Raw genomic sequence first — 19,642 nt, forward strand, 5'->3', positions numbered from 1 at the left:
ATCAACTTGTCGGAGCCGTTACCGTATATCAATGCCCTTCGATGTGGCCCGTATCCGTGGACTGACCCCGGCGATCGGTGACGGTTGGGTCCACCTCGACGCCCCGGCCGGCGCCCAGGCTCCCGAGCAGGTCGCGCTGACCATGGGAACGGCGGTGCGCGCGCCCATCTCCCAGCCGGGCGAGGCGTTCCCCGCGTCCCAGCGCGCCGAGGTCATCGAGGACGCCGCCCGGCAGGCGGTGGCCGACCTGGTCGGCGCCGACCCGCGCGGGGTGGTGCTCGGGCCCGGGCGTGAGGTGCTGCTCGGGCGGTTGGCCGACGCGCTCGCACAGGGCTGGCAGCTCGGCGACCAGATCGTGCTTTCCCGGCTCGACGACGTGGCAAACCTGGCGCCGTGGCAGCGCGCGGCCGGGGCCCGCGGCATCGGCGTGCGCTGGGCGGAGATCGAGATCGAGACCTGCGAGCTGCCGGAGTGGCAGTACGAGGAGCTGCTGCGCGGGCAGGTCAGGGTGGTCGCGGTGACCGCCGGCTCGGAGCACGTGGGCACCCGCCCGCCGGTGGCCCGGATCGCCGAGCGGGCCCGCCGCGCCGGCGCCCTGACCGTGGTGGACGGCTTCGCGGCGGCGGCCTGCGGCCCGCTGCGGATGGAGGACCTTGGCGCGGACGTGCTGGTGCTCTCGCCGCGAGCGTGGGGCGGTCCGCAGTGCGCCGCGCTGGTGTTCGCCGACCCCGGCCTGCTGGAGCGGCTGCCGTCCTGCTCGCTCGACCCGCTGGCCGAGGGCCCGGAGCGCCTGGAGGTCGGCCCGCACTCCTACCCGCTGCTGGCCGGCCTGGTGGCGTCCATCGACTACCTGTCCACCCTGGACGACGAGGCCACCGGCGAGCGCCCCGAGCGGCTCGCGGTCTCGATGCGCTCGGCCGAGGAGTACATGACCGAGCTGCTCGGCAAGCTCATCTACGAGCTGAAGTTCATCCCCCGCCTGTCCATCGTCGGCGACCCCACCGGCGGCGTCCCCGCCCTCGCCTTCACCCACGACGGCCGCAAAGCCCAGGACGTAGCCGCCTACCTCGCCGACCGAGGCGTCTGCGCCATGGCCGACATGGGCGAGTCCGGCGTCCTGGAACACCTAGGCTGCGGCGAAGTAGGCGGCGTAATCCGCGTAGGCCTGGCCCACTACACGACGACGTCCGAGATCGACCAGCTAGCGCGCGCCCTGAACGAGATGGTCTAGGCGCCCGCCCGCACACCGCTCCCGCGAGTCGGGGATTTTGTCAGGGTGAGTCGCGAATTTCGTCAGCCGCCGTACCCAGGGTTGACCAGCAGCAGCTTGCCGATCACGCCGCCCTCACCCAGCATCCGGTGCGCCTCGCCCGCCCGGTCCATGGGGATCTCGGCGTGCACCACCGGCTTCACCCGGCCGTCCTCGATCAGCGGCCACAGCCCGGCCCTGACCTCCGCGATGATGGCCGCCTTGCCGTCTAGACCGTCGGTCGGTCTACCTCGCAGGTTGGTCGCCGCCACCACCGCGCGCTTGCGCAGCATCGCGTTCAGGTCGATCTCCGCCCGGGTGCCGCCCTGCAGGCCGATGATCACCAGCCGGCCGCCGGGGGCCAGCCGGTCCAGGTTGGCGGCCAGCGCGGCGGCGCCCATGTTGTCCAGGATGACGTCCGCGCCCCGCCCGCCGGTGGCCTCCCGCAGCGTGGCCGCGACCGAGTCGTCCCGGTAGTTCAGCGCGATCTCGGCGCCCAGCTCGCGGCAGCGTTCCAGCCGCTCCGGCGAGCCGGCGGTGGCCGCCACCCTGGCGCCGAGCGCGGCGGCCACCTGGATCGCGTGCGTGCCGATGCCGCCGCTGCCGCCCTGGATCAGCGCCAGCTCGCCGGCCCGCAGCCCGGCGACTCCGACCAGGTTGGACCACACGGTGGCGGCCACCTCGGGCAGCCCGCCGGCCTCCAGCATGCTCACGCCCACCGGCAGCGGCAGCAGCTGCCCGGCCGGCACCGCGACCCGCTGCGCGTACCCGCCGCCGGAGAGCAGCGCGCACACCTCGTCGCCCTGGTGCCAGTTCGACACGCCGGCGCCCACGTCCACGATCCGCCCCGAGCACTCCAGCCCGAGGATCTCCGACGCCCCCTTCGGCGGCGGGTAGAAGCCCTGCCGTTGCAGCAGGTCGGCGCGGTTCACCGCGGACGCGGCGACCTCGATCAGGACCTCGCCGGGGCCGGGCTCGGGATCGGGCACCTCGGCCCACTCCAGCACCTCGGGGCCGCCGGGTTCGCGCACGGTGATCGCAAGCATGGCGGGACGTTAACGCGGTCCGGGCGGATCGGCGATCGCTGGCGGGGTGCGGCGGGCCGCGTCCGGGTGATGCTCATGTGACACCCGGTGCGGCGGGCGTCGCGGGATACGGCACGCTGTTCGCCCATGGCAGGCCTGCCCGACTCCTTCGACCCCTGGCCGCTGAGGGCGCTGCGGTTGCGCACGCCACGGCTGGAGCTGCGCCCGGACGACGACGCCGGCCTGTTCGAGCTGGCCGAACAGGCGCGCGGCGGGGTGCATCCGCCCGAGCAGATGCCGTTCGACGTGCCGTGGACCGACGCCGACCCGCGCGACATCGGCCGCAACGTGCTGCAGCACTTCTGGTCCCAGCGCGCGGCGCTGCGCCCTGCCGAGTGGTCGCTGCACTTCCTGATCCGCGTCGGTGGCCGGGTGATCGGCGTGCAGTCGGTGAGCGGCACGAACTTCGCCGTGACCAGGGAGGTGACCACCGGGTCCTGGCTCGGCATCCGGCACCAGCGGCAGGGCTACGGCACGGAGATGCGCGCGGCCGTGCTCGCGCTGGCGTTCGACCACCTGGGCGCGCGCACCGCGCGGTCCAGCGCGTTCGTCGACAACCCGGCCTCGCTGGCCATCTCGCACCGGCTCGGCTATTGCCCGGACGGGTCGATGACCGCCATCCGCCGGGGCGCCGTGGCCGAGCAGGTGCGGCTGCTGCTGACCTGGGAGGAGTTCCAGGGGCACCGGCCGGCGTGGCGGCCGGAGGTGGAGGGCCTCGCGGGGTGCCGGGGGCTGCTCGGGGCGTAAACCGCGGTGCGTGTCGCCGTTGAGCGACCTACCGTCGTGGGCATGGAGATCAGCTTCACCCGGACCGGCGCCCGGCGCTACGCGGTGACGGCTGGCCGGGAGAAGTCCGCGCGGGTCACCATGGACCCGGCCCCCGGCTTCGACGAGCGGTTGCCGCACGACCTGGTGCACTTCGTGGTGGAGGTGCACTGGGGGCTGCGGGACGGGATCTTCGGTCAGCTCGACGCGGGCGGTGACGCGCACACGTTCCGGCCGGTGGACGAGGTGCGCACCCGGCGATGGGCGCGGCGCAGTGCCCGGCGCAACAGTGCGAGCGGTGGGGATGTCGGACGCTCGGAGCTGCTCGCGGCGGTCACGTACACCGCCTGGTGGGCGCGGCACGGGCGTGCGCTGCCCGACGACATGGCGGACCGGCTGGCGGCCGCCGAGATCACGGACGCCGAGCTGAACGGCGCCCTGGACCGGATGGACGAGCTGTCCGGGCGCTGGCGCGGGCTCGGGGTGGGCGAGTCGCTGACGCTGAGCTGGCCGTGGCCGGAGCGAGCGGCCGGGCGCCGGCGGGCGTGAGCGTGCGGGTCCGCCGGGCGGAGGAGGCGGACGCCCCGGCGCTGGCCAGGCTGCGCAGGCTGTGGACCGAGGAGGACGGCGCCCAGGCCGGCGAGCCCGGCTTCGAGGAGCGGTTCGCCGGCCAGCGCGACGTGCTCTCGCCGAGCGAGCGCTCGGTCTCGTTCTACCGGCGCGCCGGGTTCGGGCCGGCGACGATGCTCATGGCGCGGGTCTTGCGGCCATAGCCGCCACGCCCCGGTAGAACGCGCGGGCGCCGTCGAGCATGGTGGCGAACTCGCCGAGCTGGGCGTCCCTGTGTTCGGCCGCGAACCTGCCGTGCTTGTGCACGAACCGCTCCAGCCGCTCCAGCAGGGCCAGGCACCAGCGCGCGTCGGCGGCCCTGGCGACGCGCCGCCCGGCGATGTCCAGGTAGACCGGCGAGGTGTGCGCGAACACCGTCTCGTCCAGGGTGTTCGGGTGGCCGCCGCCCCTGGCCATGGCCGCTATCCAGGTCGGCTCGGAGACGGTCAGCCGGTGGCACAGCGCGCCGTCAGACGTCGAGGCGAGCGGCCCGTCCGGCCCGAGCAGGACCAGCTCTTCGGCCCCGGCGCCGGCCGCGGTGGCGCGCAGCTCCAGTTGGTCACCGGCAGCGGCGTTCAGCACTGCGCCCGGCCCGTGCCCGGCGACCTCCAGGGTGAGCCACGGGCCGTTGCTGACCACGGTGCGGCCGGCCCTGATGGCGTCCTGGAACGCCGGGACGGACAGCTCGCGGCCGCCGAGCTGGGCGTACACCCGCCCCCAGCCCGGCGGGTTGGACGCCACGCCGGGTCCGTGCGCGAACGACAGGAACACGTCGGTGCCGGCGGTGGCGGCCAGCCGCAGGCCGCAGGACAGCAGCCGGTGGTAGAGGAACATCGCGCCGGCGTCGTTGAACGGCGAGATCAGGTCCACCGAGTCGACGACGCCCAGCGCGGCGTCCGCGACCAGCTCGCGCGCCTCGCAGCTGCGGCCGGAGGAGAAGAAGTGGGCGACGGCGCGCTCGTCGAGCCCGCCCGAGCCGCCGAAGTCGGTGAGCGCGGGGTGGGCGTACCCGATCGTGGCGCCGAGGGTGCGCAGCTCCTCGCAGGCCGCCTTGTTCGGTGGCCAGTCGTACGGCCGGTCGGAACGCTCGTGGCCGGAGTAGTAGCGGCTGGGAGGCGCGTCGAGGCCGAGCGCGTGCACGTGCCCGAGCAGGTCGTTGCGGTACTCCACGCCCATCCGGGCCACCGCGTCCTCCGTCGACCACGGCAGGTCCGTGCCCGGGAACGCCTCCAGCAGCTCCCGGTCGTAGACCAGCGAGGTGGTCGCGTTGCCGACCGTCAGGTTCGCCAGGTGCAGCCCCTCGCCGTGCTGCATCCGCGCCGCGTCGGCCGGCGTGCACACCATGTCGCCGCTGTAGTTCAGGTGGATGTGCAGGTCACCGCCGTACCAGCCGTCCGCCGCCGGGTCGACCAGCCGCTCGGGTTCGCACCACACGCCCACCGACTCTCCGGCCGCCGGGCTCACCTCGCGCTCGACCCGCTCGTACTCCATCCCCCGGGTGCACACCACGCGCAGCGGCCCGGCCGGCACCTCGACGGTGGCCTCGCGGGCGTGGAAGAACGGCCGGTGGTGCGCGTCCCACTTGTGCGGCACCCCGTCCGGGAACCACGCGCCGCCGCCGTCGTCCGTGACCGACCAGCGCGCGCACCACGGCGCCTCCAGCCGCAGCTCGGCGGCCGCCACCGGCCTGGCCGCGCGGTCCACCCGTACGGACCCGCCCGGGAAATCGACCGTGAACGCGGGATCGCCGCCGTCCAGGGTGATCGGCAGGACGGACGCCCCGCGCGCCGGCAGCGTGATCGTGTGGCCGGCCACCGTCAGTGCGAGCTCGTCGTCCGACTCGGAGTCGAGCACCACGTCGACCGGGTGCGGGTGGCCGTCGATGGACGGCCGGGCCGGCCCGGGCTCGGCGCACAGTGACCCGTCGCGGTCGATCCGGACCAGCACGATGCCCGCCGGCACGTCCGTACCCATGGCCACCCGGATCGCCTTCGCCCAGTCGCCGGTGTCCGCGTACGCCTCGAACACCGGCCCGATCAGCGAGAACCGAGCCCACCGGAAGAACTCCGGGTACTGCTCGTCGCCCCAGTCCCAGCCGCGCTCCCCGACCAACCGCCGGTAGTGCGCCAGCGCCTCGATCACCTCGGCCGGCAGGTCGAGCACCTCAGTGGACTCACAACACACGCCGCGAACGCTACGCCCCTGGTCAAGACCCGTGAGTGGTTAGAGGTGCCATAGCACCTCTAACCACTCACGGGTTCTGACCTGGTGTTTTGTAGGCGCGGGCGGTGGCGGCGCGCAGGTGGGCGGTGATGGTGGCGCGGAGTTCGGCTTGGCGCGCGGGCGGAGGTGGGGGCGGGCGGTCCTCGGGGCGGTAGCGCCAGATCGGCAGGTAGCGGTACTCCTCGGGCTCCCAGGTGTAGCGGGCGTGCACGTGGGCGTGCAGATGCGGCCAGGTGTTGCCGAGCACCTCGTAGTTGATCCGGCGGAACGCGGGGTCGAACGCGGACGCTGCGGCCCGCACCGCCTCCCCGAGCAGCGAGACGTCCAGCCAGAACTCGGCGCGGCGTGGGTCGGAGAGGTCGTCGGGGTGCTCCACCCGGTCGCGGTGCAGCAGCAGGCAGCGGCCGGGCAGGCTCTGGTCGTCGGCGAGCACGGCGTATCCGGAGCGCAGCTCGGCGATCAGGTTGTCGGCCTCGCCGCGTGCGGTGGCGTCCAGCCGGTCGTACAGCTCGGTGATCAGCGCGTCGTCCGGGGGCGTCGTCACGGCGCGGTCAGGTCCTCCCGCTGCGCGAACCGGGCCAGCCGGGGCACGGCCGCCACGGCCAGGATGCCCAGCAGGATCCAGCCGCCGGCCACGATCGGGAACGCGGCGGCGGCCCCCTCCGGGTAGGGCACCACGTTCGCGTACACGGTGTAGCCGAGCACCACCAGCGCGGCGAGCGGGATCACCAGCTCCCAGCGGCGCACCGTCAGCGGCGGGGTGAAGAACAGCAGCCGGATCGCCCCGAGCGTGGTCACCAGGTACACCACCAGCAGGATCAGCGTGCCGATCGTGCCGCTGGCCAGGAACACGTCCATCGCCGAGGCCCGCAGCCCCAGCGCCCCGGCGGCGACGATCCCGTACATCGCCAGCACCACGACGACCGCCGCGAGCGCCGGCGTGCCCTGCCGGGACACCCCGCCGAGCCCGCGCGAACCGGCCGCGTCCCGGCTCAGCGCGAACAGCAGCCGCGACCCGCCCACCGCGCAGGCCAGCGCGCAGCCGAACGCGCTGACCGCCGCGCCCAGCGAGATCAGGTCGCCCACCCACGGGCCGACGTACCGGGTGCCCAGGTCGCCGAGCAGCGAGGGGGACGAGGTGAACGCCGCGACCCCGTCGGCGTCCGCGCCGAACCCCATCACCTCGACGGCGGTGACGAACACGAAGTAGAGGCCGCCGAAGATCGCCGTGCCCAGGATCGCGCGCGGGATGTCCCGGCGGGGCTCCCGGGCCTCCTCGCCCAGCGTCGCGGACGCCTCGAACCCGGCGAACGACAGGAACCCGAACACCGCGCCCAGGAACACCGCGGACACCTCGGTGCCCGGCGACAGGGTGAACACGCTCCAGGTCGCGGGCAGCCCCTCCGGCGCGGTGCCGGCGATGAGCCTGGCCAGCACGGCCACCGACACCACCAGGATCAGCGCCACCGTGATCCCCTCCACGGACAGCAGCACCCGGGTGCCGCCGCGCACCGGGATCACCGTGAGCAGCCACACCAGCACCAGCGCCAGCCCGCTGATCAGGAACGGCGCCCAGTCCGGCGGCTGCGCCCAGAGCCCCACCTGTTGCAGGAACGCGGTGCCGAAGATGCCGCACGCGGTGGACGTCACGACCCCGTAGAAGCAGTACGTGCCCATCAGCGACCAGCCGGCCACGGTGCCCGCCCGCGCGCCGAGGGTGGCCGCAACGAACGCGTACACCGAGCCGGCGTGGTGGAACCGCTGGCACAGCCGGACGAACACGTACGCCACCAGCAGCACCCCGACGGTGGCGATCAGGAACGCCAGCGGCACCGCCCGTCCCACCGCCTTGGCTGTGCCCTGCGGGTTGATGTTGGCGGCCATGCTCGGGGCCATCAGCGCGATGGACAGCCCCACCGCCTGCCAGACGTTCAGCCCCCGGCGAAGGCGCGGCGTGACGGTGGCGGGTGTGGCGGCGTCGGGATCGGACACGGCCATCGCGGACCTCCTCGCCACCCCGCTCGCCGATGCGGTAAGAGCATGGGCACATGCGGTGAGAGCAGTATCTTTCCGGCGGCCGGTTCGGGCAAGATGTCGCGGCGTGGACGATCAGGAACGCACCGAGCGGACGGCCAGGGGACATCGGATCGCCGAGTCGCTGGCCGAGCGGGACGTCAACGCCGTCGCGGTGACCTTCGTGGACACCAGCGGCATCGCCAGGGTGAAGGGCGTGCCGACCGGGGCGTTCGAGCGGGCCGCCGGTTGGGGCGTCGGCGCCACGCCGGTGTTCGACGCCTTCGGCGCGGACGACTCGATCGCGAGTACGCCCGTGGCCAACCCCGCCGGTGACCTGCGGCTGCTGCCCGACCTGGACCGGGTGGTGCCGCTGGCCGCGCAACCCGGCTGGGCCTGGGCGCCGGCGGACCGGCTGACCCAGGACGGCGCCGCGCATCCCGGCTGCACCCGCCAGCTCGCCTCCCGCATGGTGGACCGGATGGCCGAGCACGGGCTGACCGCGCGCTCGGCGTTCGAGGTGGAGTGGATCGTCTACGCGGGCGGCAACCCGGACGACCCGGTGCCGGCCGTCGCCGGGCCCGCCTACGGCATGACCAGGCTGATCGAGGTCTCCGACTACACCGTGGACCTGCTGCGGGCGCTGGCCGGGCAGGGCGTGGACGTGCTGCAACTGCACCCGGAGTACTCGCCGGGGCAGTTCGAGCTGTCCGTGGCCGCCGAGTCCCCGGTGGCCGCCGCCGACACGGCGGTGCTGGTACGGACCACGATCCGGGCGGTGGCCGCGCGCCACGGGCTGGCCGTGTCGTTCGCGCCGGCCGTGTTCCCCGGCGGGGTGGGCAACGGCGGTCACCTGCACCTGTCGTTCGCGCGCGACGGGCGCAACCTGTTCGCCGGCGGTGACCGGCGGTTCGGCCTGACCGAGGACGCCGAGGCGTTCATGGCCGGCGTGCTGGCGAGGTTGCCCGCGCTGCTGGCCGTGGGCGCGCCGAGCGTGGCCAGCTACCTGCGGCTGCTGCCCTCGCACTGGGCCGGCACGTTCGCCTGCTGGGGGCTGGAGAACCGGGAGGCCGCCGTGCGGCTGGTCACCGGCTCGGTCGGTGAGCACGACACGGCGGCCAACGTCGAGGTCAAGTGCATCGACCAGAGCGCGAACCCGTACCTGCTGACGGCGGCGGTGCTGGCCGCCGGGCTGGCCGGCCTGGAGGAGCGCGCGGTGCTGCCCGAGCCGGTGCAGCAGGACCCGGCGGCGCTGTCCGAGGGCGAGCGGGTCGAGCGCGGCGTGACCCGGCTGCCCACCGCGCTGGCCGACTCGCTGGCCGCGTTCGCCGCCGAGCCCACGCTGACCGGCGCGTTCGGACCCGAGCTGACCGAGACGCTGCTGGCCGTGCGCCAAGCCGAGATCGACAAGTTCGCCGGGGCCAGCCCGGAGAAGATCATCGCGGCCACCCGCTGGAGGTACTGACTGTGAGCTGGACGGACGAGCTCACGCTCGTTGATCACCACTGCCACAGCGTGGTCGGCGGGCCGCTGGACGCGGCCGGGTTCGGCGCGCTGCTCACCGAGGCACCGGCCCCGGCTCCGGGCGCGGACCCGTTCGACTCCATGCTCGGCCTGGCGATACGCCGGGAGTGCGCGCCGGTGCTGGACCTGCCGGCGCACGCCCCCGCCGCCGACTACCTGGCCCGGCGCGCCGAGCTGGGCGCCGAGGAGTCGACCCGCCGGCTGATGGCCGCGTCCGGCACCTCGGCGCTGCTGGTCGACCACGGTTTCCGGGGCGGCGATCTGCTGGAGCTGGACGCGTTCTCCGCCGCCGCCGGTGCCCCGGTGGCCGAGGTGATGCGGCTGGAGTCGGTCGCGGAGGAGGTGGCCGCCGGGCTCGGGCCGGCCGATGCGGGCGACTACCCGGAGGCGCTGGCCGCCGAGCTGGCCCGCCGCGCCGAGACGGCGGTGGGCTGCAAGTCGATCCTGGCCTACCGGCACGGGTTCGACGTCGACCCGGCGCGGCCCTCGCCGGCCGAGGTGGCGGTGGCCGCCGAGCGCTGGCTGTCCTCCGACCGTGAACCGAGGCTGGCCGACCCGGTGCTGCTGCGGCACGCGCTGTGGTGCGGCGTGGACACCGGGCTGCCCGTCCAGCTGCACACCGGCTTCGGCGACCCCGACGAGGACCTGCACCGGGCCAACCCGGCGCTGCTGGCCGCGTTCTGCCGGGCCACCGAGCCCATCGGCACCCCGATCGTGCTGCTGCACTGCTACCCGTACCAGCGCGAGGCCGCCTGGCTGGCGCAGGTGTTCGCGCACGTCTACTTCGACGTCGGCCTGGCGTCCACGTACGTGGGCTTCCGGGCCACCGAGCTGCTGGCCGAGGCGCTGGAGCTGGCGCCGTTCGGCAAGCTGCTCTACTCCTCGGACGCGTTCGGGCTGCCGGAGCTGTACCTGGTGGCGGCGCGGGCGTTTCGGCGCTCGGTGCACGAGGTGCTCGGCGGCTGGGTCCGTACCGGAGAGGCCGCCGAGGCCGACGCCCGCCGGGTCGCCGCGATGATCGCCGGCGAGAACGCCCGCCGCCTGTACGGGCTGGCGACTACTTGACCAGGAACCCGGCGTCCACCGGCAGCGCCACCCCGGTGACGTAGCGCGCCTCGTCGGAGACCAGCCAGGCGATCGCGTTGCTCACGTCCTCGGCCTCGATGACCGGCACGTCGAGCAGGTTGCCCATGTCCGGGCCGTCCTTGGGCAACGACGCCAAGAACTGCTGGATCGCGTCGTTGTCGATCATCGGGGTGTTCACGCCCGTCGGGTGTACGGAGTTGACCCTGATGTTGTGCGGCGCCAGCCAGTTCGCCCAGCTGCGGGTCAGCCCGACCAGCGCGTGCTTGGCGGCCGTGTAGCCGTCCGCGCCCGCGTTGCCGGCGCCGCCGCGCCCGGACAGCGCCATCACCGAGCCGGTCAGCACGATCGAGCCACCCCGGCCCTGCTCGATCATGATCGGCGCGGCGACGTGCACGGTGTTCCACACCCCGACCAGGTTGATGTCCAGCACGTCCCGGAACGCGGTCGGCGCCGGCACCTCCGGGTCGATCATGCCGATGCCGGCGTTGGCCAGCACGATGTCCACCCCGCCGAGCGTGTTCACCCCGTCCGTGACCGCCGCGCGCACCGCGTCCAGGTCGCGCACGTCCGCCTCGGCCGTCACCATCCGCCGGCCCAGCGCCTCCACCTCGGACGCCGTCTCGGCCAGCTCCGCCCCGGTGGCCAGCGGATAGGCCACGGTGTCGATGTCGCGGCCGATGTCCAGCCCGATCACGTCGGCGCCCTCGCGCGCCAGCCGCACCGCATGGCTGCGCCCCTGGCCGCGCGCCGCGCCGGTGATCAGCGTGACCTTCCCCTCCAGCCGTCCACCCATGCCGCCGACCTTACGGGTCACCGATGTGCCGTCCCACTCAATCCGGGCGCGCCCGCCGGCCGGACGCCGTAGTGTCGCGAGCGTGGCCGCCATCGGGCGTACGACCTCGAACGAGATCACTTCCGACCACGAACTCACCGAGCTGCTCGGGGTGCCGATACCCCGGGTTGCGAACAAGGCGCGCACCAGCCTGCACCCGATCCAGCGGGACTGGATCGCCCACTCGCCGTTCTGCCTGGTCGCGACCAGCGCGGCGGACGGGAGCTGCGACGTCTCTCCGAAGGGCGACCCGCCAGGGTTCACCAGGGTGCTCGATCCGACCCTGCTGGCGGTGCCGGAACGCAAGGGCAACCGCCGCGCGGACGGCTTCCGCAACATCCTGTCCAACCCGCACGTCGGCCTGATCTTCTTCGTGCCGGGCCGCACCGACACGCTGCGGGTGAACGGGCGCGCCCGGCTGGTCCGCGACGCCCCGTACTTCGACGACATGGCGGTGCGCGGCACGCGGCCGGTGCTGGCCATGGAGGTCGACGTGGACCAGGCGTTCTTCCACTGCGGGAAGGCGTTCCTGCGCTCCGAGCTGTGGCGCGCGGAGAGCTGGCGGCCGGACGACGTGCCGTCCCGAGCGGTGATCGCCAAGGCGCTGGAGCGGCCGGACGACCCGCTCGAGGAGCTGGAGGAGTACTACGGCCCGGCGTACGCGGCCAACCTCTACTAGGCCTGTACTAACGGAACGACACGGCGGCGAGCGTCTTGTCGTCGTGCTGCTTGGCGCGCGGGAGCAGCCGGCCGTCCGGGTCCTTGTCGCGCTCCCAGGCGTGGCAGCGGTCCAGCAGCCGGCGCAGCCCGTCGGCGTCCAGCGCCGCGATGTCCGACCACGACCGGCCGCCGAGGTGGGTGAGCGGGCCGAACGCGCCGTCGGTGGCCAGCACGGCCCAGCGCGCGTGCGTCCGGGGAACGGCGGTGACCATCGCGCGGTAGGCGGCGTTCGGGTCGGTCTCGGCGATCCAGTAGCCGTGCGCGGTGTTGTGGTAGCGGCGCTGCGCGGTCTGCAGCTCGCGGAGCAGCTGGCGGTGCTTGGCGTCGTACCCGGTGCCCGCTCGAAGCCGCGCCCGGTACCGCTCGCGCTGCGGCACCGGCAGCTTGGCCAGCCGGTGGTCGGCCAGCCAGCCGAGCCCGTTGCCGGAGTGGCTGCCCCACCGGACGGTGCTGTCGCCGAGGACCAGCACGTCCAGGGCCTTCTGCCGCTCGCGCATGATCGCCACGGTGGACGAAGGCGACTCCCCGGAACGCAGGCCGAGGAGGGCCGCCGTGTCCCGGATCGCGGCCGCCAGCGTGCCCCGCAGGTCGGCCTCGGGCACGGCGGTGAGCAGCTCGGCGATCCGGCGGCCGAGGCGGTCGGCGTAGGCCTGCGCGTCCACCGAGACCGGCACGAAGGCCGTGGCCCCGTCGAGCACGATCACCGCGTTGCCCGTGACGAAGATGCGATCTGCGCTGTGTACGGGCGACGGGTGCTGGGCGTACTCGACGTGCACCGGGTCACCAGCGATAAGGACCAGCAAGCCGTTCCACGCTGGTGATCTCCACCCCGTCGTACCTGCAACGCACGGCCATGCTAAACGACGCATCGCCCATCTCGGACCACAACTCGGAAAGGTTGGCGTCCAGGTAGTGCGCCATGCCCAGCGAGCCGAAGCTGCAGATGCCGGCGATGTGCACGATCACCCGGTCGCCCTCCCGGTGCCGCCCGAGGTAGGCGACGTCGCCCGGTTCCGGCGGCTGGTCGCGGGCCGGTGAGCCGTACCGCTGCCTGGCCCGCCGGTCCTCCAGCCACCACCGGCCGCCGTCCCGCACCATGCCCAGGTGCGGGTCGCTGGCCAGCAGGTTCGCCCCGATCGGCGCCGACTTGGGCCCGCAGATGACCACCACGTCACCGGCCGGCGGCTCGATCATGTCGGTCCCGATGCTGAACCGGTTGGATGCCAGCGAGTGGGCGGCCAGCGCGGCCTCGACCTGTCCCTGGGCACCCGCGTCCGCCGCGTCGATGTAGTCCCGCTTGCGGTCGTCCATGCCGTTGCGCAGCGGCACACCGACGGCGACCGGGCCGACCCCGAAGAACGCCCGCTCAGCCGACGGCGCGCCCGACTTGATCTGCGTGATCCGGCCCTTGCTCACCCCGAGCGCCTTGGCGATCTCGGTGAAGCTCATGCCGCGATCCCGATGCGCCTCCTCGATCGCCACCCGGCGCAGCCGGGCCAGCTCGATGGCTCGCTGCTGGTACTGCATCAGCAACGTCGATGCGCGCCGACCTCGGCGAATGGGGTCCGGGTCGTGCCGCACCGCTTCGAAGTCGTCCACCTCGGCCACGGGCCAGAGTTTAGGGAGACTTGATCAAGGATTTGGGCGAGCCATGCTGGGCCTATCCCCCGAAATCGCTGATGCGGCACCTGATCGGGTGGCCGACACGCCCCGCCGGCGGCCTCGGTTCCACCCACCCGGGCGACGGGGCGCTCGGCGTGTCGGACGCCCGGTGGATATCTGGAAGGTGTCGCTCGCGCCCGCGCCGTCCGTACCGGAACGGCTGGCGCTGTGGAGCGGATGACGGGAATCGAACCCGCGTTCTCAGCTTGGGAAGCTGACGTTCTACCATTGAACTACATCCGCATGGTCTCGCGGCTGCCGAGCTTAGCATCCCCTCCGATCACCCCGCCCGGCGCCGGCCGGCGGTGGCGACGGCCTAGGCTGGCCGGGTGTTGCTGTCCGACCGTGACCTGCGCAAGGAGCTCGACTCCGGGCGGCTCGTGCTGGACCCGTGGGACGAGGTGATGCTCCAGCCGTCCAGCATCGACGTGCGGCTGGACCGCTACTTCCGGGTGTTCCAGAACTCCCGGTACACCCACATCGACCCGAGCCAGCGGCAGGACGAGCTGACCACGCCGGTGGAGCCGGACGGTGACGACCCGTTCGTGCTGCACCCCGGCGAGTTCGTGCTGGGCTCCACGTTCGAGTCCGTCGCGCTGCCCGACGACCTGGCGGGGCGGCTGGAGGGCAAGTCCAGCCTGGGGCGGCTCGGCCTGCTCACCCACTCCACCGCCGGGTTCATCGACCCCGGGTTCACTGGCCACATCACGCTCGAGCTGTCCAACGTGGCGAACCTGCCGATCACCCTCTGGCCCGGCATGAAGATCGGCCAACTGTGCCTGTTCCGGCTGTCCAGCCCGGCCGAGCACCCGTACGGCACCGCCGCCGCCGGCTCCCGCTACCAGAACCAGCGGGGCCCGACCCCGTCCCGCGCCTACCTGAACTTCCAGCGCGCCGACACCCGTCGCTGACCGCTTCGGGCGGAACTGTCGGACTCGTACTCCATCCTTGGTTCGAACATTAGTTCGAACCAAGGAGGTTCACATGCCCGAGCTCATCCCACTCGCCGCCGCCGTCGCCCCGGTCCGCGTCCGGCATTGCCGGCTGATCGACGAGGCCGCGCGCTGGGCGACCGAGCGCGGCACCCCGATCGGTGCCGACCTGTTCGCGCTCATCTGCGCCGGTGCCGACCGATTCGACGACGCGGGCGGCGATCCCATGCTCTGCTGGACCAGGACCGGCGTCTACCGGTTGCTGCGCATCGGCATCCCGAACTGGAGCACCGTCAACGGCTGCATCTGGCCGGTCGAGGTGGTGCCGGCCGCCTGGCACTGGCTCGACTTCCTGTACGACACCCGCCGGATGGACCCGGCCAGCGACCCGTTGTGGGAGCTGCGCAAGCCGCTGATCTGCTACGGCGGGCTGGACTTCGACGGCCGACCGCGCCCCGAGGACGAGCGCTCGCCGATCCCGTGCGAGTGCCACCTGCCCTACCGCGAGGCCGCCGAGTACCTAGGCCGCGAGGCGGTACGTGCGGAGGCCGGTGGACGGGACTTGTTCGCGTCAGGCCCGAATCCGGCATACGACGGGTTCGACCCGGCTACCCTCGGGCGGCAATGGACGAGCGACCCACCACCCGCGCGCCGGGCACGTTCCCGGCCGGGGACCGCCCGCCGCAGGCGCCCGGCCACGAAGAAGCGGTAGCGCCGGCGCGGCCGCGCTGGCCGGTGCGGGTGGTCGCGGGGCTGGTGCTGCTGGTCGCCGCCGCGCTGTTGTGGCCGTTCTCCGGCTGGTCATGGTGGCCGGTGCTGGGCGGGCTCGGCGTGCTGGTGCTGCTGTACCTGTTGCGGCTGGACCGGCTGCTCTTCGGCTGGGCGCCGCACCTGGCCGGCCTGGTCACCGTGGTGCTGATGGCCGCCCGCAGCGACCCGTGGGCATGGGGGCTGGCCGGCGGCATCGCGGTGCTCGGAGTCGGGCTGGCCCGGCTTCCGGACCGGCGGGTGCTGGCGGCCGGGGTGGCGCTGGTCGTCGTGTTCGGTGTCGGGTACGGGGTGAGCCACTTCCGCACGGCCGAGGAGCAGCGCGCCGAGCAGGCCCGCGGCGGCGCGGAGCGGGCGGCGAACGTGATGGCCCTGCCCGCCGAGCTGATTGCCGGCTCGCTGGCCAACAGCATCGCCGCCGGCGACGACGCGACGGCCTGCGCGCTGCTCGGCGTGCCGGCCAGGGACCAGTTCGCCGCGTCGGTCGGCGCGCCGGACTGCGCATCCGCCGTCCGCATGCTCGCCGCCCAGGTGACCGACCCCACCGCCTACCGAAACGTCAGGCTGCCGTCCGGAGCGGTCGTCAAGCAGTCCGCGACCCCCTCTCTGGACGCCTGCCGAGCGACGTTCCCGCCGTCCGTGTCCGCGCCCGGGCCCCGACTCGGTCGGTTCGAGCTGCGCCGGTTCGACGCCGACCGCTACCTGATCGCCGCCTACGCCCCCTGCCGCTGACCGCCGCGCGGGTCAGGGCACGATCTCGCTGTTGTGCCGGCGGTAGATGCCGGCGAGGAGCTCGGGGTCGGGCGGGCCGGTCGCGCTCAGTGCGGCGCCGATGTCGGACATGAAGCTCAGCGCGCCGCCGGGCGTCCAGATGCCGAGCACGCGGGTGGGCCGGTCACCGGGGTTGGCGAAGGTGTGCCGCACCCCGCGCGGGGCCAGGATCAGCCCGCCGGTGGGCACCGGCACCGGTTCGTCGCGGCCTCGCACCATGGCCAGCGTCCCGGAGATCACATACAGGGCCTCGTCGAAGTCGTGGTGGACGTGCGGCGGTGGCCCGGCGAACCCGGCCGGCACGCTCAGCTCGCCGATGGCCACCCCGGCGCACTCGCCGAGCACCCGCAAGGCGTCGCCGGCGTACGGGATCACCCGCACCTCGCCCGTGTCCACCGACCCACCCTGCCGTCGCCCCGGCCCGGGGGCAAGAGCCCGGCTCGGTCGAGCGCGCCCGGACGAGTCAGTTGGGGCCGGACGCGGACTCGGGTGAGGTCGGCTCGGTGCCGGAGGGGCGGGCGCCGTTGGAGTGGCCGTTGGTGTGCGGGTCGCCGCGCTTGACGGACTCGAGCAGCATCTGCGACACGTCGAGCACCTGGACGTCCTCGCCGACGCCGGAGTTCTGCTTCTCGGTCAGCCCGTCGGTGAGCATGACCCGGCAGAACGGGCACCCGGTGGCGATCTGCTTGGCCTCGGTGGCCAGCGCCTCCTCGGTCCGGGCCAGGTTCACCCGCTTGCCGATCTTCTCCTCCATCCACATCCGGGCACCGCCCGCGCCGCAGCACATCGAGCGGTCCGCGTGCCGGGGCATCTCGGTCAGGGTGGCACCGGACGCGCCGACCAGGTCACGCGGCGGGGTGTAGACCTCGTTGTGCCGGCCCAGGTAGCACGGGTCGTGGAAGGTCACGTCCGGACCGCCCTCGGCCGGCGCCGCCACCGGCACCAGCTTGCCCTCGCGGACCAGCTTGTTCAGCAGCTGGGTGTGGTGCACCACCTCGTAGTTGCCGTCCAGCTGCGGGTACTCCCTGCCCAGGGTGTTCATGCAGTGCGGGCAGGTGGTGACGATCTTGCGGCGGCCGGGCTCGCGGCCCTCGAAGACCGTGTTGAGCACCTCGACGTTCTGCTGCGCGAGCATCTGGAACACGAACTCGTTGCCGGAGCGCCGCGCCGGGTCGCCGGTGCAGGTCTCCTCGGTGCCCAGCACGACGTAGTTCACGCCGGCCCGGTGCAGCAGCTCGGCGGTGGCCCGCACGGTCTTCTTGGCGTTGTCGTCGAACGCGCCGGCGCAGCCCACCCAGAACAGGTACTCGACGTCGTCGGCCAGCTCGCCCTCGTACACCGGGACCGTGAAGTCGAGCCCCTTGGTCCACTCCAGCCGGTCCTTGGCGTTCTGCCCCCACGGGTTGCCCTTGTTCTCCAGGTTGCGGAACAGCACGCCCAGCTCGGTGGGGAACTCCGACTCGATGAGCACCTGGTGGCGGCGCATGTCGATGATGTGGTCCACGTGCTCGATGTCGACAGGGCACTGCTCAACGCAGGCCCCGCACGACGTGCACGACCACAGCACGTCCGGGTCGATCACACCGCCGGCCTCGGCCGTGCCCACCAGCGGCCGCGCGGCCTGCTCCGGCCCCGACCCGTGCACCCGCTCGAACCCGGACTCCGGCACCCCGTGCCCGTTCGTGCCACCGGCCACCCCGGAGACCTCGACCGAGCCCTCCTCCGGCATGTCCTTGCCGCCGATCAGGTACGGGGCCTTGGCGAACAGGTGGTCCCGCAGGTCCATGATCACGAGCTTCGGGGACAGCGGCTTGCCCGTGTTCCACGCCGGGCACTGCGACTGGCATCGCCCGCACTCGGTGCAGGTGGCGAAGTCGAGCATGCCCTTCCAGGTGAAGTCCTCGATCTTGCCGCGGCCGAAGATGTCGTCCTCGCCCGGATCCTCGAAGTCGATCTTCTTGCCGCGCGACTCCATCGGCAGCAGCGGGCCGAGCGCCTTGGGCAGCCGCTTGGCCGAGACGTTGATCGGCGCCACGAAGATGTGCAGGTGCTTGGAGTACAGCACGATGATCAGGAACGCCAGCATCACGCCGATGTGCAGGATCAGCCCGACGCTCTCCAGCGCGTTCAGCACCCCTGGCGACACGCCGGCGAACAGCTTCCCGATGCCGATCGAGACCCACGCGCCCGAGGTGTACGGGAAGTTCCCGGCCGCCGACGCCACCGCCCGGAAGAAGAACAGCGTCCAGATCACGTTGAAGATCATGAACAGGATGAGCCAGGCCGGGCCGGTGTGCGAGCCGTAGAACCGCGACTCCCGCTGCCGCCGCTCCGGCGCCTGCCGCACCCGGATGACGGCGAACACCACCAGCGAGACCAGCACGGCCACCGCGATGAAGTCCTGCAGGAAGCCGAGCGCGCCCCACTGCCCGATCAGCGGGATGTGGAACCGCTCGTCGAACAGCGCGCCGTACGCCTCGATGTACACCGTGAGCAGCAGCACGAACGCCCAGAACGTGAAGAAGTGCGCCAGCCCCGGCACCGACCACTTGAGCAGCTTGCGCTGCCCGAACACCTCGACCAACTGCGCGCGCAGCCGGCCGCCGATCTGGTCGGTCCTGTCATGTGCCGGCTGCCCGGAGCCGATCAGGCGGTACAGCCACCACGCCCGCCGGGCGGCGACGGCCAGCACGAGCACGGTCACGGCCAGGCCGATCACCATTCGCGCGATCACGGTTGTTCCTCCCAGGGTGTACTGCCGGTGAAGGGTAGACCCCGTACGAGCTGGGCGCTTGGGATGCTACGCACGTCACGATCCCTGCCTACTGGACGGTAACAAGGCGCGCGCGGGTTCTGGGTGGGCGTTGTGTCACACCAGCCGTTGTCATACGTGTGATTACTCCGTTCGTGGCGAAATACCGGTATTCCAGCGTTATCACCCACCCGCATGGCTGTGCGCGGGCGCCGCCCGTGGATTTCGCTGCATTCCCGCGTGTCGTCCTCGCCTGACCTCCCACGATTCGGGCGCCGATCGTCCTAGGATTCGTCACGCCGACGTGGTACCCGCGCGCGTTCGTCGGCGCAGTAGACCTGAGGAGCCGTCATGACCAGCCTGTACGCGGCCGCGGCCGGCTACCGTCTCTTGGCTCAGGAGGGTCAGCTCGGCACCAACAACCTGCAGCAATGGATCCAGGGCAACATCGTTCCGCTGCTGCTTTTGGCGATCGCCGTCATCCTGCTGTGGATCGGCGGCCGGGGGGACAACGCCGGGGTGGCCCGGCGCAGTGTCGGTCTCGTCGTCGGGCTTGTCGCGCTGGGCATCGCCGTGTCGGGCAAGGCCGGCGAGGTCGGCAAGTTCCTGGCCAGCCTCATCGTCGGGTGAGTGCGTGAGTTCGCGGCCCGT

The 19,642-nt window shown here is 72.9% G+C and carries 20 protein-coding genes and 1 tRNA gene; 11 read left to right on the top strand and 10 right to left on the bottom strand.

Features of this window, described 5'->3' with window-relative positions; genetic code table 11:
- Positions 1-31 precede the first annotated feature (31 nt).
- Complete coding sequence (locus N912_RS0124355; protein ID WP_028924438.1) at positions 32-1,231, top strand: aminotransferase class V-fold PLP-dependent enzyme; 1,200 nt, start codon at positions 32-34, stop codon at positions 1,229-1,231.
- A 62-nt stretch (positions 1,232-1,293) separates the two neighbouring features.
- Here the strand turns inward: N912_RS0124355 and N912_RS0124360 are convergent, their stop codons facing one another.
- A complete protein-coding gene (locus N912_RS0124360) occupies positions 1,294-2,295 on the bottom strand; it encodes an NAD(P)H-quinone oxidoreductase (RefSeq protein ID WP_028924439.1) in 1,002 nt (333 codons plus the stop codon).
- Positions 2,296-2,421: 126 nt separating this feature from the next.
- On the opposite strand from N912_RS0124360, the gene N912_RS0124365 reads away from it, so the two are divergent.
- Genes N912_RS0124365 through N912_RS0124375 form a run of 3 tightly spaced genes read left to right on the top strand, consistent with a single transcriptional unit; the run spans position 2,422 to position 3,872 of the window.
- Positions 2,422-3,081 (top strand): GNAT family N-acetyltransferase, encoded by a 660-nt coding sequence (locus tag N912_RS0124365; protein ID WP_028924440.1) that lies wholly within the window; start codon positions 2,422-2,424, stop codon positions 3,079-3,081.
- Between the two features lie 42 nt (positions 3,082-3,123).
- Positions 3,124-3,648, top strand: coding sequence for a hypothetical protein (locus N912_RS0124370; RefSeq protein WP_028924441.1), 525 nt, complete (start codon positions 3,124-3,126; stop codon positions 3,646-3,648).
- Positions 3,645-3,872 carry a hypothetical protein gene (locus N912_RS0124375; RefSeq protein ID WP_084211203.1) on the top strand — a complete coding sequence of 76 codons (228 nt, stop codon included), beginning with the start codon at positions 3,645-3,647 and terminating at the stop codon, positions 3,870-3,872. Before N912_RS0124370 ends, N912_RS0124375 begins: the two co-directional genes overlap by 4 nt.
- Here the strand turns inward: N912_RS0124375 and N912_RS54345 are convergent.
- From N912_RS54345 to N912_RS54350, 3 genes are all read right to left on the bottom strand, one after another.
- Positions 3,847-5,892, bottom strand: a complete 2,046-nt coding sequence (locus N912_RS54345) for a CehA/McbA family metallohydrolase (protein ID WP_156993952.1) — start codon at positions 5,890-5,892, stop codon at positions 3,847-3,849. The genes N912_RS0124375 and N912_RS54345 overlap by 26 nt on opposite strands.
- A 67-nt stretch (positions 5,893-5,959) precedes the next feature.
- On the bottom strand, positions 5,960-6,475 hold the full coding sequence (locus N912_RS0124385) for an HIT family protein (RefSeq protein ID WP_051580713.1): 516 nt from the start codon (positions 6,473-6,475) through the stop codon (positions 5,960-5,962).
- Positions 6,472-7,929, bottom strand: coding sequence for an APC family permease (locus tag N912_RS54350; protein ID WP_051580714.1), 1,458 nt, complete (start codon positions 7,927-7,929; stop codon positions 6,472-6,474). Before N912_RS54350 ends, N912_RS0124385 begins: the two co-directional genes overlap by 4 nt.
- Before the next feature lie 103 nt (positions 7,930-8,032).
- Here N912_RS54350 and N912_RS54355 point away from each other — a divergent pair, with 103 nt between their 5' ends.
- Positions 8,033-9,409 (top strand): type I glutamate--ammonia ligase, encoded by a 1,377-nt coding sequence (locus N912_RS54355; RefSeq protein WP_281176289.1) that lies wholly within the window; start codon positions 8,033-8,035, stop codon positions 9,407-9,409.
- Positions 9,410-9,411: 2 nt separating this feature from the next.
- Entirely contained in the window at positions 9,412-10,533 is a 1,122-nt protein-coding gene (locus N912_RS0124400; protein WP_028924444.1) for an amidohydrolase family protein, read from the top strand.
- Here the strand turns inward: N912_RS0124400 and N912_RS0124405 are convergent.
- A complete protein-coding gene (locus N912_RS0124405; RefSeq protein ID WP_028924445.1) occupies positions 10,526-11,347 on the bottom strand; it encodes a mycofactocin-coupled SDR family oxidoreductase in 822 nt (273 codons plus the stop codon). The genes N912_RS0124400 and N912_RS0124405 overlap by 8 nt on opposite strands.
- Positions 11,348-11,429: 82 nt before the next feature.
- Here N912_RS0124405 and N912_RS0124410 point away from each other — a divergent pair, with 82 nt between their 5' ends.
- Positions 11,430-12,065 (top strand): pyridoxamine 5'-phosphate oxidase family protein, encoded by a 636-nt coding sequence (locus N912_RS0124410; protein WP_028924446.1) that lies wholly within the window; start codon positions 11,430-11,432, stop codon positions 12,063-12,065.
- Positions 12,066-12,072: 7 nt separating this feature from the next.
- On the opposite strand, the gene N912_RS0124415 is transcribed toward N912_RS0124410, so the two are convergent.
- From N912_RS0124415 to N912_RS0124425, 3 genes are all read right to left on the bottom strand, one after another.
- Positions 12,073-12,909 carry a hypothetical protein gene (locus N912_RS0124415; protein ID WP_245645403.1) on the bottom strand — a complete coding sequence of 279 codons (837 nt, stop codon included), beginning with the start codon at positions 12,907-12,909 and terminating at the stop codon, positions 12,073-12,075.
- A complete protein-coding gene (locus N912_RS0124420) occupies positions 12,887-13,714 on the bottom strand; it encodes a helix-turn-helix domain-containing protein (RefSeq protein WP_028924448.1) in 828 nt (275 codons plus the stop codon). Before N912_RS0124420 ends, N912_RS0124415 begins: the two co-directional genes overlap by 23 nt.
- 223 nt (positions 13,715-13,937) lie before the next feature.
- Positions 13,938-14,011: transfer RNA gene (locus N912_RS0124425), tRNA-Gly, on the bottom strand.
- Positions 14,012-14,097: 86 nt separating this feature from the next.
- Between N912_RS0124425 and dcd the strand changes: the two genes are divergently transcribed.
- The 3 genes from dcd (at position 14,098) to N912_RS60665 (ending at position 16,200) form a co-directional block, all read left to right on the top strand.
- Positions 14,098-14,679, top strand: coding sequence for a dCTP deaminase (gene dcd / locus N912_RS0124430; protein WP_028924449.1), 582 nt, complete (start codon positions 14,098-14,100; stop codon positions 14,677-14,679).
- Between the two features lie 73 nt (positions 14,680-14,752).
- Positions 14,753-15,412: a hypothetical protein gene (locus N912_RS63695; RefSeq protein WP_028924450.1), complete on the top strand. Its 660-nt coding sequence runs from the start codon at positions 14,753-14,755 to the stop codon at positions 15,410-15,412.
- Positions 15,325-16,200 (top strand): hypothetical protein, encoded by an 876-nt coding sequence (locus tag N912_RS60665; protein ID WP_028924451.1) that lies wholly within the window; start codon positions 15,325-15,327, stop codon positions 16,198-16,200. Before N912_RS63695 ends, N912_RS60665 begins: the two co-directional genes overlap by 88 nt.
- Positions 16,201-16,212: 12 nt before the next feature.
- Here N912_RS60665 and N912_RS63700 read toward each other — a convergent pair whose 3' ends face one another.
- On the bottom strand, positions 16,213-16,635 hold the full coding sequence (locus tag N912_RS63700; protein WP_028924452.1) for a cupin domain-containing protein: 423 nt from the start codon (positions 16,633-16,635) through the stop codon (positions 16,213-16,215).
- Positions 16,636-16,702: 67 nt separating this feature from the next.
- On the bottom strand, positions 16,703-18,973 hold the full coding sequence (locus tag N912_RS54365) for a (Fe-S)-binding protein (RefSeq protein WP_051580715.1): 2,271 nt from the start codon (positions 18,971-18,973) through the stop codon (positions 16,703-16,705).
- Positions 18,974-19,342: 369 nt separating this feature from the next.
- Here N912_RS54365 and N912_RS0124455 point away from each other — a divergent pair, with 369 nt between their 5' ends.
- Complete coding sequence (locus N912_RS0124455; RefSeq protein WP_051580716.1) at positions 19,343-19,621, top strand: hypothetical protein; 279 nt, start codon at positions 19,343-19,345, stop codon at positions 19,619-19,621.
- The last annotated feature ends 21 nt before the right edge of the window (positions 19,622-19,642 follow it).

It is taken from the genome of Actinospineispora acaciae DSM 45401, from assembly GCF_000620785.1.
GTDB classification, from domain to species: Bacteria; Actinomycetota; Actinomycetes; order Mycobacteriales; family Pseudonocardiaceae; genus Pseudonocardia; species Pseudonocardia acaciae.